At 76.0% G+C, this 11,682-nt stretch carries 12 protein-coding genes and 1 pseudogene; 4 read left to right on the forward strand and 9 right to left on the reverse strand.

Annotated features, from left to right (window positions below):
• Positions 1–102 precede the first annotated feature (102 nt).
• The 5 genes from ANAE109_RS01705 to ANAE109_RS01725 form a co-directional block, all read right to left on the reverse strand.
• Positions 103–1,182, reverse strand: coding sequence for a pectin acetylesterase-family hydrolase (locus ANAE109_RS01705; protein ID WP_011984656.1), 1,080 nt, complete (start codon positions 1,180–1,182; stop codon positions 103–105).
• A 70-nt stretch (positions 1,183–1,252) separates the two neighbouring features.
• On the reverse strand, positions 1,253–2,239 hold the full coding sequence (locus ANAE109_RS01710) for an NAD(P)H-quinone oxidoreductase (protein ID WP_011984657.1): 987 nt from the start codon (positions 2,237–2,239) through the stop codon (positions 1,253–1,255).
• Positions 2,236–2,667, reverse strand: a complete 432-nt coding sequence (locus ANAE109_RS01715) for a hypothetical protein (protein WP_011984658.1) — start codon at positions 2,665–2,667, stop codon at positions 2,236–2,238. Before ANAE109_RS01715 ends, ANAE109_RS01710 begins: the two co-directional genes overlap by 4 nt.
• A gap of 46 nt (positions 2,668–2,713) precedes the next feature.
• Positions 2,714–4,123, reverse strand: coding sequence for a hypothetical protein (locus ANAE109_RS23170; protein WP_049768500.1), 1,410 nt, complete (start codon positions 4,121–4,123; stop codon positions 2,714–2,716).
• A 243-nt stretch (positions 4,124–4,366) separates the two neighbouring features.
• Positions 4,367–5,164, reverse strand: coding sequence for an ATP-binding protein (locus tag ANAE109_RS01725; RefSeq protein WP_011984660.1), 798 nt, complete (start codon positions 5,162–5,164; stop codon positions 4,367–4,369).
• A gap of 199 nt (positions 5,165–5,363) precedes the next feature.
• On the opposite strand from ANAE109_RS01725, the gene ANAE109_RS01730 reads away from it, so the two are divergent.
• A complete protein-coding gene (locus tag ANAE109_RS01730) occupies positions 5,364–6,122 on the forward strand; it encodes a J domain-containing protein (RefSeq protein ID WP_011984661.1) in 759 nt (252 codons plus the stop codon).
• Positions 6,123–6,138: 16 nt separating this feature from the next.
• Here ANAE109_RS01730 and ANAE109_RS01735 read toward each other — a convergent pair whose 3' ends face one another.
• The gene (locus ANAE109_RS01735; protein WP_041448050.1) at positions 6,139–6,735 is read right to left on the reverse strand and encodes a DUF938 domain-containing protein; all 597 of its coding nucleotides are present in this window, start codon (positions 6,733–6,735) and stop codon (positions 6,139–6,141) included.
• 116 nt (positions 6,736–6,851) lie between these two features.
• Between ANAE109_RS01735 and ANAE109_RS01740 the strand changes: the two genes are divergently transcribed.
• Both ANAE109_RS01740 and ANAE109_RS01745 read left to right on the forward strand, forming a co-directional pair.
• Positions 6,852–8,063: a hypothetical protein gene (locus tag ANAE109_RS01740; RefSeq protein WP_011984663.1), complete on the forward strand. Its 1,212-nt coding sequence runs from the start codon at positions 6,852–6,854 to the stop codon at positions 8,061–8,063.
• Between the two features lie 7 nt (positions 8,064–8,070).
• Positions 8,071–8,838, forward strand: a complete 768-nt coding sequence (locus tag ANAE109_RS01745) for an acyl-[acyl-carrier-protein] thioesterase (protein WP_011984664.1) — start codon at positions 8,071–8,073, stop codon at positions 8,836–8,838.
• 282 nt (positions 8,839–9,120) lie between these two features.
• Here the strand turns inward: ANAE109_RS01745 and ANAE109_RS01750 are convergent.
• Positions 9,121–9,552, reverse strand: a pseudogene (locus tag ANAE109_RS01750) (HNH endonuclease); the annotation flags it as partial.
• 396 nt (positions 9,553–9,948) lie between these two features.
• On the opposite strand from ANAE109_RS01750, the gene ANAE109_RS24515 reads away from it, so the two are divergent.
• The gene (locus ANAE109_RS24515; RefSeq protein WP_041448052.1) at positions 9,949–10,203 is read left to right on the forward strand and encodes a hypothetical protein; all 255 of its coding nucleotides are present in this window, start codon (positions 9,949–9,951) and stop codon (positions 10,201–10,203) included.
• Between the two features lie 38 nt (positions 10,204–10,241).
• Here ANAE109_RS24515 and ANAE109_RS01760 read toward each other — a convergent pair whose 3' ends face one another.
• Together ANAE109_RS01760 and ANAE109_RS01765 are read right to left on the reverse strand one after the other, a co-directional pair.
• Positions 10,242–10,781 (reverse strand): spore maturation protein, encoded by a 540-nt coding sequence (locus ANAE109_RS01760; protein ID WP_011984667.1) that lies wholly within the window; start codon positions 10,779–10,781, stop codon positions 10,242–10,244.
• A gap of 220 nt (positions 10,782–11,001) precedes the next feature.
• A complete protein-coding gene (locus tag ANAE109_RS01765) occupies positions 11,002–11,607 on the reverse strand; it encodes a nucleoside recognition domain-containing protein (protein ID WP_011984668.1) in 606 nt (201 codons plus the stop codon).
• Positions 11,608–11,682: the final 75 nt, after the last annotated feature.

Here is an 11,682-nt window from a genome sequence, read left to right on the forward strand (position 1 = left end):
GCTGGCTGCCGGGCGAGCTTCAGGCCGAGCGCCGCCGCGCTGCTCCGCCCTCACCGCGGAGCGCCGGGCGCGAGGTCCCGGCGCGCGGCGCGGCGGGTCGCCTCACGGCCCGACCGAGCTCCACGCGGGGTCGTCCTCCACCTGCTGGCGCAGCCACTCGTCGAGCCTCACGCCGCCGGCGGTGAAGGAAGCGGGCGCGCCGAGGAGGGTGTGGCTCGAGCCGGGGACGAGGAACGTGCGCGCGTTCGGGAGCGGCGCGATGACCGCCGTCGTGAGCCGCAGGAGGGCGTCCTCGAAGCGCGCGGGCTCGAGGAGGACGAAGCTGCGGATGACGGAGTCGCGGGTCGAGGAGAGCAGGGAGAGCCGGTCCTGCGGGTACTTGCCCGACAGGACCGGGAAGACCGCCGAGAGATCCTCGAGGCAGGCGGTGCCGCAGAGCGGAAGGAGCACCTCGTCGAGGCGCCAGCTCACGAACCACGCCGCGCGCACCGCCGGCGAGAGGTCGTCGCGGACGAGCGGCGGCCCGGAGTCGTCCACGAGGTAGCCGCGGGCCTGCGGCCAGCGGCGGCGCACGGCGTCGAACGTGATCAGCGCGCCGAAGCCGCCGGCGGACGCGCCGCTCACGACCACCTTCGGCGGCGCCCCCAGGTTCGCGTCGAGCCAGTCGATCGCGCGGGCCACGTTCACGCGGCCCTTGTGGTGCCAGCGGCGCGGCGCGCCCGGGTAGCCCTGGATCTCGTCGCCCGCGTGGACGTCGCCCGTGCAGTACGGCACGAACACGAGCGTGTAGCGCGCGAAGGGGTTGCCGGGCGCCGCGCGGTCCAGGACCGTGCCCGGGACGTCAGCCGCCCGGGCGGCGAACTCGGCGCTTCCGAACGGTCCGGGCTTGGCGAGCCCCAGGGTGAAGCAGGTGAGCGCGTCCCAGCACGCCCCCCCGCCGTCCAGGAAGAGGAGGACCTCGTCCCCGTCGCCCCGGTTCACGGCGATGCCGGTCTGCGAGCCGTCGCCGCAGGCGGTCCCCGGCACGTCGATCCACGTCCAGGTGTTCCGCGGGAGCGCCTCCGCCGGCGCCTCCGCGCCCGCCGTGTCCTCGCCGCCGCACGCGCCCAGCGCGGCGACGACGGCGAAGGCGAAGGCCACGAAGGCCGCTCGCGGGCGGAAGGGCCTCTCGGGTCGCCACATGGTGACCTACGGTGGGCGCGGCGCGCGCGCGCGGCAACGTGGCGCGGAGACGCGCCAACGCCCGGTCCGCTCAGAAGGTCAGGACGAGCTTGCCGAAGCTCTCGTTCCGCTCCATGCGCTCGTGCGCCTCGCGGGCGCGCTCGGCGGGCAGCACCAGGTCCACGACCGGCTTCACCGCGCCCGCCGCGACGAGCGGGAGGACGTCGCGCGCGAACGCCTGGGTCGCGGCGATCTTCTCCTCGAGCGGCCGCGGGCGCAGCACCGTGCCGACGATGGCGCCGCGGGCCCGCATGAGGAGCCCCAGATCGAGCTGCGCCTTCGGGCCGCCCATGGTCCCGATCACCACGACGCGCCCGCCGGAGGCGAGCGCGGCGAGGTTCTCCGCCGCGTAGGGTGCGCCCACGAAGTCGAGCACGAGCGGGCAGCCCCGCTTGCCGGTGAGGCGCCGGACCTCCTCCGCGAACCTCGGCTCGTCCTTCGCGACCAGGATCCCGTGATCGAGCCCGAGCGCGCGCGCCCGCTCGAGCTTGTCGGCGGTGCGAGAGGTGCCGATCACCGTCGCGCCCGCCGCCTTCGCGATCTGGAGCGCGGCGGTGGAGACGCCCGAGCCGATGGCGTGGACGAGGACCGGCCAGCCGGGACGCAGCCCGCCCAGCGTGAAGAGCGCGTCGTGCGAGGTGACGCACGCCTCCGGGATGGCGGCCGCGTCCTCGGAGGAGAGCGCGTCGGGGATCCGCACGAGCATCCGCTCGTGGGCCACCGCGAGCTCCGCCTGTGCCTCGCCGGAGGCGATGGCCATCACGCGGTCGCCCGCCTTCCAGGCGGTGACGCCCGCCCCGACCGCGGCCACCTCGCCCGCGAGCTCGAGGCCGGGGATGTCCTCGCGCGTGCCGGGCGGCGGCGGATAGAGGCCGCGGCGCTGCAGCAGATCCGCGCGGTTCAGCGCCGCCGCGCGCACGCGGACGAGCACCTCGCCGCGCGCCGGCGCGGGATCGGAGGTCTCGGCGAAGCGCACGATCTCGGGACCGCCCTTGCCGTCGAACAGGACCGCCTTCATGCAACCCTCCTCATGCCGGGCGCGCCGAAGTGACCTGCGGGCGCGCCGAACGGAGCCTCGAAGCTTGCGCCGTCCGCGTCGCGCGCCACGACGGCGCGCCCCGGCTCGACGTGCGCGAGAGGATACCGATCGGCGCGCGGGACCGCGACCCGCTCGTCGTCGGGCGGGCAGGCGGAGGTGGGATCGAGGCCCGCGAGCGCGTCGAGGGGAACGATGGCGACGGCGAGGGAGTAGCCGTTGTACGTGCCGTCCCACCACATCGACAGCTCCGCCGGCGCCGTGGCCGCCCGCGCGGCGAGCTCGAGGAGCGCCGCCCGGAAGGCACGGAAGGGCGCGGTGTCGGTGCGAGGGTCGAGCCCCTCGGCCGACGCCCCGGCGTAGCGCGCGCGGAGGTCCTCGAGGGCGAAGCGGAGGATGCGGGCCTGCACGAGGCGAGGATGGCGCCCGGCGCGGGCGCGTGCAGGGGATTCTTGGTCAGGTCCCGTCGCGAGCGGCCCCGGTGGGCTCGCGGGCGGCGACCTCGCGACGCGCACTCCACCACGCCCAGGCGGCGGCGGCCGCGAGCGCGCCGTACTCGACGACGAGCGCCCATCGCGGCACGGCCCACGGCGCGCCAGGAGGGCGATGCCACACCACGTCCGTCGCCTGGATGGAGAGGGTCCAGACGAGGAGCGGCAGCGTGGCGCGCGCGACCAGGAACGGCGTGAGCCAGACGAGATACCAGGGGTAGACGAGGGGTGCGCAGAGGAGCGCCGCGCCGAGCGGCCAGGCCCACGCGGCGGGCGACGTCGCGGGGAGCCGCGCCCGCGCCCAGGCCGCCACCGCGAGCCCCGCGCCGACCGCCAGCGCTCCCGCGATCGCGGGCGTCGACGCCGCGGCGGCCGCCTGGAAGACCGGGCCGTTGAAGCGGAAGCGCTGCACGATCGCGGGCACCGAGCCGAGCGCGGGATCGCCGCCGAGCCAGAACGGCAGGTACAGCGCCGCGAGCACGGAGAGGCCCACCGCCGCGTCCCGCAGCGAGACCCTGCGCCAGAGGAGCGGCGCGAGGACGACCGGCAAGGGCTTCACCGCGAGCGCGAGGACGAACGCGACGCTGCCGGCGAGCGTGCGCCGCCGCGCGAGGGCGAGGGCCGCGAGCGCGACGAGGAGCGCCCCGAGCGCGTCCACGTGGCCCTCGCGCGCGATCTCGAACGCGACGAGCGGGTTCCACAGGTAGGCGAGGATCCAGGCCGGGCCGGCGCCGACGGCGAGGAGCCAGCGCCAGAGCGCGAGCGCGAGGAGCGCCTCGCACGCGACGAGGGCCGTCTTCACGGCGAGGGCCGTCTCGCCCGGCGTGGTCGCGAGGAGGAAGAAGAGCTGCGCCGCCGGAGCGTACGGGCTCGGCACGTCGGGGTTGTTCACCGGCCAGCTCTCCGCCGTGCGGAGGTGGGCGACGGACGGGTCGGCCGGGAGCACCGCGTACGGGGAGAGCCCCGCGCGCACCGTGCGCGCGTCCCACACGTACCGGGTCATGTCGGCGTCGGGGTGGGTCGGCGCGAGCAGGAGCGGGAGGCGCCACCCGAAGGCGAGGAGCGCCAGCGCGACGAGCGCGCGCGGAGAGGGATGCCGGCCCCGCGCGAGCGCCATCATGGCGAGCAGATAGCCCGCGCTCGCGAAGCCCACGAGGACGAAGAACGCCGGCGTCCCCCGCCCCGGGTCCCGCGCCGCCAGGGCGACGAGCGAGGCGAGGATCGCCGCCCCGGCGGCCCAGAGCGACCACGGGCGGACCAGGCGATCCGCGGGCTCGCGTTCCCCGAGCCTCATGGCGCGCGCCGCGCCGTCGCCGCGCGGGAGCTCCCACGAGGCGACGAGCGCCGCGGTGCGGGGCGCACGTGCGGGTTCCACGCGCAGGAGCGCGGGGAGGCGGAGCGGCCGAGGGCGAGACCGATGGAACCGGCCTCCTCGTACGTCGGAATCACGACCGCGACCCGCACGACCGCGGACACTACCAGACGGGAAGCCTCGGCCAGCGCCTCGAGAGGATGGCGTTCACACCTCGGGTGCGTCCCGGCCGGGCCGTGCCGAGCGCCGCCGCCGCGATCGTCGGGATGAGCAGCTCGCCCGGAGAGTGCCTGCGGCGAACGCGGCCTATCTCACCGCGCCGTCCACCCCCACCACCACGTCCGTCAGCGGCAGCTTCTTCCCGCTCGCCGCGACCGCGTGGCGCGCGGCCATGGCGATCCCGCCGCAGCAGGGGACCTCCATGCGCGCGACCGTGACGCTCCGCACGTCGGACTGCGTGAGGATCGCCGTGAGCTTCTCGGCGTAGAAGTCGTTGTCGTCGAGCTTCGGGCACCCCACCACGATGGCCCGTCCGGCGAGGAGCTCGTCGTGGAACCCGGCGTAGGCGAAGGGCACGCAGTCCGCCGCGACGAGCAGGTCCGCGCCCTGGAAGTAGGAGGCGGTCACCGGGACGAGGTGCAGCTGGACCGGCCACTGCCCGAGCCGGCTCTGCGCCGAGGCCATCCCTGCGGCGACGCGCTGGGGACCGGCGGGCCGGGGCGTGAGCGTCCGCGGGCGCGAGCCGGGGCAACCTCCGCCCGCCGAGGGAGCGGGGTCCGAGACGATGGAGAGCCGCGGGCGCGCGGGCGCGGGCGGCGCGACGGCCGCGAGCGCGGGCGGGGCGGGCTCCTGCGCGGGAGCGCGAGCGCGAGCGAGGTGCGCCTTCACCGCCGCCTCGTCGAAGTCCGCCGCCTCGCGCTCGATCACGGTGATCGCGCCCTGCGGGCACTCGCCCAGGCAGGCGCCCAGGCCGTCGCAGAGCACGTCCGCCGAGAGGCGCGCCTTCCCGTTCACGAGCGCGATGGCGCCCTCGGCGCAGGAAGGGATGCACTGCCCGCAACCGTCGCAGCGGGCCTCGTCGATCTGCACGATCTTCCGGATCATCCGTCGCCTTATCCCATGTCGGGCGCCCGCCCGGTAGTCGGAGGACGCTTCCGCTGGCGGCGCAGCTGCCGCGCGCCTGCACGCGAGTGGAACCCGCGCCGGCGCGCGAGGCTTCCCGACCGGCCGGTGGCCTGGCGCCCCGGCCGAAAACTGGCCGGCGACGCGGGCGGAGGCTACCCATCCCAAAGGGCGATATCGCGTGACCAAGACGGCGGAGATCACGGTCGAGCAGCTGGTGCGCGCAGGCCGCGTGCTCTTCGGGGCGTCGTTCGCCCCGGAATCGTCGACCTGGCGCCCGGCGCTGCGCGACGCGTACCGGCGCCGGGCGCTGGAGACGCATCCGGACAGGGCGCGCGCGCTCGGCCGGACCGAGGCGGAGCTCGCGCGCGAGTTCGGGAGGGTCGCCGACGCGTACCGGCTCCTGTCCGCGCTCGCGGCCGCGACCCCGGCGCGGGTGGCTCCGCGGCGTGGCTCCGCTACCGCGCGAGCCCCCGTCCGGCCTTCCCAGCCGCCGCGCGCCGCGCCCCGAGCCGCCCCGCCACCGCCCGTCGCGTCCGCGCGCCACGGCGGCCTGCCGCGGCGCCGCCTGCGGCTCGCCGAGTTCCTCTACTACTCGGGGCGCGTCCCCTGGTCCGCGTTCGTCGCGGCGATCGCGTGGCAGCGCGCGCAGCGCCCTCCGCTCGGCCGCATCGCCGTGGACCTCGGCTTCCTCGCACGGGAGGACGTCGGCGCCATCCTGGCCCGCCGCCGGGCCGACGCCGCGACCGCGGAGCGGTTCGGCGAGTACGCGCTGCGCCGCGGCTTCCTCACGCGGCTGCAGCTCCTCGCGGCCGTCGGCCGGCAGGGGCGGCTCCAGCGACGAATCGGCGAGTACTTCGTGGAGAGCGGCTGGCTCGACCTCCGCGCGCTCGACGCGGCGCGGGCCGAGCTGCTCGGGCACAACGCGCGGTTCAGGTGATCTCGGGCATGCAGCCTCACGCGCGCCGGCACACGAGCAGGAGGTCCCCCTCCTCGGGCATCGCCACCACCTCGCCGAGCGCGAGGCCGTAGCGCGCGGCGAGCTCCGCGAGCCCCTCCAGCTCGCGCACGCCGAGCGCGGGGTCGTGCGCGCGGAGCTGGGCATCGAGGCGCGCCAGCCGGCCCTCGAGCGGCGCGCCGCGCCTGCGGAACGGCCCGTAGACGACGAGCGGTCCGCCCGGCGGGAGGACGCGGGCGGCCCCGCGCGCGAGCGCCTCCGCGCACTCGGGCGGCGCGACGTGGAGCACGTTCACGCACAGGACGGCGTCGGCCGGGCGCGCCTGCCACGCCGGGAGGCGGACGTCGTAGGCGAGCGGCGCGAGCAGGTTCGCGAGCCCCGCCTCGGCGGACCAGGCGCGGATGCTGGCGCGCGCCTCGAGGTCCGGATCGGACGGCTGCCACTCGAGCGCGGGGAACGCCCGGGCGAGGTGGACCGCGTGCTCGCCCGTGCCGCTGCCGAGCTCCAGCACGAGGCCGCGCGCGGGGAGGATGCGGCGGAGCGCCGAGGCGATCGCCTCGCGGTTTCGCAGCGCGGCGGCGGCGGTCCGCTTCACCCGGGCATCATGAACGCGCCGGCTCGCGCGGGCGAGCGCCGCGTCCACGCGGGTCGGCCGGGCGCCGTCGCTCGCGCACGGGTCGGGGAAGCGCTAGAAGGGCCGAGGGAGGGTTCATGACGACGCCTCGCCGCGCGACCCGGGCAGGGGCGCCCGCGCGCCCTGCGCTCTGCGTTCCGCTCGCCCTGGCCCTCGCGCTCGTGGCGTCGCTCGCGCTGGGGGCCTGCGCCGGCCGGCGGGGAGGGGCGGAGCCCGCGCCGGCGCGGCAGCGCTTCGAGCTGCCGGGACACGGCGCGTTCGAGGTGACGGTCCCCCAGAGCTGGAAGGCGACCACCGGCGAGGGCGAGGAGCCGATGCCCCTCACGGTCCGGCTCCAGCCGCGCGAGCCGGAGCGACCGCCCTTCATCGTGCTGCTCACGCCCTTCTGGAACCCGCGTTCGCCAGGGGGTGCCGCGCCCGAGGCGCCCGCCGCGCCGGACGAGCTCGGCGCCGACGCCCAGGGTGACACCGCCCAGCTCCTCGCGGAGCTCGCGCGCCGCAAGGCCCTCGCCACCAGCGCCGAGAAGGAGATCGCGCTGCAGGAGCTGCGCGGCGAGGCGGGCGTGCACGGCTACTGGTTCGAGGCGACCGACAGGGCGCTCGCCGGCAAGGAGCCGGGCGAGGGCGAGTGGCGCCACCTGCTGCAGGGCGCCGCCGCCGTGGGCGACATGATCCTCGCCTTCACCCTGCTCGACAACGGGCCAGGACCGCAGCGCGAGGCGGTGCTCGAGCTCGTCCGCAGCGCGCGCCAGCTGAAGGCGACGCCCGCGGAGCGAGGTGCGCCGGCGGACGACGGGCCGATGCGCTTCACGCCCGACCCGGACGCCGAGACCGAGCCGCTCTCGGTGGCGTACCCCGGCCGCTCGTTCGCCGTGCTGGTGGACCTGCCCGGCTTCGAGATGTTCGCCCCCCGCCCGGCCGAGGGCGGCGAGGGCGTGCTCGTCCTCGGGCAGCACCCGGCGCTCGGCCTCGTCGCGTCGGTGACGCTGCGCGACGCGCAGGGGGCCGCCGACGCCCGGGCGTGCCGGGAGAGGACCCTCGAGCGGATCCGCAGGAGCGCGCCCGAGCTGAAGGAGCTGGCGCTGGCCGAGGCCGACGGCGCGGCGCGCGCCGCGTACGTCCTCGACGAGCTCCGCGGCCGGAGCATCCGCCAGCAGCACGCGCACCTCTTCCTCTGGCGGGAGGACGTCTGCGTCAACGTGCAGGTCTCGAAGGCCGACCCGGAGCCGGAGGACCCCGGCCGCATCGAGGCGATTCTCGCCTCGGTCCGGTTCGGCGCTACCTTGTAGCGAGCCCATGGAAAAGCACAGGCAGACGTTCGGCGTTCACACGTACGAGGTGGACGCCTTCGGCACGGTGGCGATCGCCGCCCTCTCGGGCTACCTGCAGGAGGTGGCGGGGCAGCACGCCGCCGCGCTCGGCGTGGGGCTCGAGGTGCTCATGCCGCGCGGGCTCACCTGGGTCCTCGCGCGGCAGCGGATCGAGAACCCCGTCCCCATCGTCCTCGGCGACCGGCTGGAGATCGAGACCTGGCCCGCGGGGATCGACCGGCTCGCCGCCCTGCGCGACTTCGTGGTGCGGCGCGCCGACGGCACCGAGGTGGCGCGCGCGACGACGCAGTGGTTCGTGCTCGACCTCGAGAGTCGCCGGCCCGTGAAGCCCGCGGAGGTGCTCGACCCGCGCTTCCAGCGCGAGCTCTTGCCGCCCATCCTGCCGCTCGCGCCCGGGAAGCTGCCGGAGCTCCGGAGCTGGGAGTTCCAGAAGCGCTTCCACGTGCGCTACGGCGACATCGACGTGAACATGCACGTGACGAACACGAGCTACCCGACCTGGGCGCAGGAGGTCGTGCCGCGCGAGGTGTTCCGCGGCCAGCGGCTCGCGTCGGTGGAGGTGCACTTCCTCGCCGAGGCGCACTACGGCAGCGCCATCCTGTCCCGCCTCGCCTCCACCGGCGAAGGCGCCTTCGCCCACGCCATCGTGCGCGAGGAGGACGAGAAGGAGCTCGCGCGGCTCGCCACCCGCTGGGTGCCGCGCGCAGCGCCGGCCGTCCCGGGCGCGCGCTGAGGCGGGACCGCGATCGCGACCCCGACCGCGAGCCCGACCTCGACCTCGACCCCGACCCCGACCCCGACCTCGACCCCCGACCGCGACCTTGTCATTCATCACATCGGCTCGTCCTGGACTCGGGACGAGGTGCCGACCGCGCGACCGCGGTGGGCAGGCGCGAGGGAGCACTACGAGCCAGGGAAGCCGGCTACGAGGGGCCGGAGAGGCGGCGTCGCCGCGCGTCCGCCGCGTCGCCGCGCCGCGCTGCGGTCGGCTTAGCTCCCGTTCCGCCGTCCGCGGTCACGTTGCGTACAAGCCCTGCTGAATGGCAGCTGGGGCGGTGCCGGCATGCCCCGTCCGCTCGGAGACGCTCTCACGCCGGAAGCGATCCATGTGCTCGCGCCCGTAGGTCTGTTCGGCGTGCAACATGTTGTGGGACTTGCAGGCGACCCGGAGGTTCTCGACCGTCGAGGGTCCGCCCAGGGCCTGCGGCTGGATGTGGTCGAGCTCCAGCTGCCAGCGGCTATTGCAGCGCCGCCCATCCGGAGCGACCCACGCGCAGCGTCCGCCGTCGCGCTTCCAGACCTCGCGCCGCACTATCGCCGGGATCGTGCTCGTGGGCGCGGCGGGCTCGGCAGAGGGCCGTGGGTCCCGGTCCGCCTTCCGCTGCCGCTGCGGGAGGACCGCGCCCTTGCGCTTGCCGTGCTTCTCGATGGCGCAGCGGATGGCCTCGCCCCTTCGCCGTCCACGCGGCGCGCCGGACGCGCAAACCGTGCCCTGCCTGCGCTCGCGAGGAGCGTGCTCTCGACGTGCCGCGGACGTCGGAGCCCGTTTCGCCTCGAACCTCGTCAAGAGCGCAACGTTCACCCACCGCACCTGGGACTCGCGTGGCTCGCAAGAGCTGTCGCTGGAGATAGCAGGAACTATAAGTGAATGCCGCTAGACAGTTGCGCGACCTTCCTCGGACCTGCTCCGCCCGCTCCCCAGTCCTCGCGTCGACGGCGACGAAGACCCGCCCGAGTGACGCGCGAGGCGCGCCCGGAACCGAGCGCTTCTCCCCTCGATGCCCGAGCCCCGTCGGCGTACGGGCGACGGCACACGACCTGCCCGAATGCGCGTGCTGTCGCCGTGGGATGTGATGAATCGAGAGGCCCCGACCCCGACCCCGACCGCGACCGCGACCGCGACCGCGACCGCGACCGCGACCGCGACCCCGACCGCGACCGCGACCCCGACCGCGACCCCGACCCCGACCGCGACCGCGACCGCGACCGCGACCGCGACCCCGACCGCGACCCCGACCGCGACCCCGACCCCGACCGCGACCGCGACCGCGACCCCGACCGCGACCGCGACCGCGGTCACCCGGAGCGAAGTCGCTGAAGACACGTCGAGCAGCGCAGAGCCTAGACTGGTCCGCCCTAGCCCGCTCCGAACACGAGCCGCACCGCGACCACCGCCGCCGCGAACCCGGCGAGGTCGGCGAGGAGCGCGGCGGGGAGGGCGTGGCGGTAGCGAGATACGCCGATCGCCCCGAAGTAGACCGCGAGCACGTAGAAGGTGGTCTCGGTCGAGCCGGCCATCACCGACACGAGCCGGCCGGCGTAGCCGTCCGGGCCCTCGGCGCGGAGCACGTCCGCGACGACGCCCAGGGCGCCGCCGCCGGAGAGCGGCCGCACGAGGACGAGGGGGACCACGCTCGCCGGGACGCCGGCGGCCTCGGACAAGGGGGCGAGGAGCGCGGCGAAGGAGTCCATCGCCCCGGAGGCGCGCAGCATCCCGAGCGCGACGAGGATCGCGACGAGCGAGGGGATGATCCGCACGGCGGTCTCGAACCCCTGCTTCGCGCCGTCCACGAAGGCGGGGTAAACCTTCACGCCGCGGGCGAGCGCCACCGCGGGGACGCCCGCGAGGAGCAGCGGGATCGCCCAGATCGAGAGCGCGTCGAGGGCGGTCTTCATGGCGACACCCCCTCGCATCGAGCTGCTGCGGCGCACGCTGCCTGCCTGCGGGGGGCGGACTCCTCCCTGCGCTGCTCGACGTGCCTTCCAGGCACGCCTGCGCTGCTCGGTGGTCGTGTGCCCCGCTCTGGCCCGTTCATCCCGAGCGTAGCGCCCAGGGCGCGAAGTCGAGGGACGGCATCGTGTGCCTCGCAACGCTCGACGCAGAGGGGTGGCGCCATCAGCACGGCTCGCCCTCCGCCGGCGCGGCCTCGGGCGTGGCGCGGGCGAGGAGCTTCGCCGTCAGGATCGCCGCGGTCGCCCCGCACACCGAGGCGAGGATCGTCGCCCCCAGGATCTCGGCGGGCGCGCGCGAGCCGGCGGCGGCGCGGAGCGCGATGACGCTCGCCGGCACGAGCTGCACGGAGGCGGTGTTCATGGCGCAGAAGAGCGCCTGCGCGTTCGAGGCGGTGCCCGGCCGCGGGTTCAGGGTCTCGAGCGCCTGCATCGCCTTCACGCCGAAGGGCGTCACGGCGTTGCCGAGCCCGAGCAGGTTCGCCGACAGGTTCATGAGCATGGCGCCCATGGCCGGGTGCTCCGGCGGCACCTCGGGGAACAGCCGGCGCATGACGGGTCGCGCCGCGCGCGCGAGCGCCCGCACGAGGCCGGCCTCCTCCGCGACGCGCATCAGCCCCAGCCAGAGCGCCATGGCGCCGGCGAGCCCGATCGAGAGGGTGACCGCCTTGCCGGCCGACTCCATCGCGGCGGGGGTGAGCGCGGCCATCCGTCCGTTCACCGCGGCGGCGACCACCGCCACGGCCACGAGAACGGTCCAGATGACGCCCATGCCGCGGATGGTGGCACGCCGGGTCCCCGAGGCGAGTTTTTGGTAGAACGCCCCTGTCCGAGGAAGGAACCGCCC

It is taken from the genome of Anaeromyxobacter sp. Fw109-5 (genome assembly GCF_000017505.1).
Lineage (GTDB): Bacteria > Myxococcota > Myxococcia > Myxococcales > Anaeromyxobacteraceae > Anaeromyxobacter.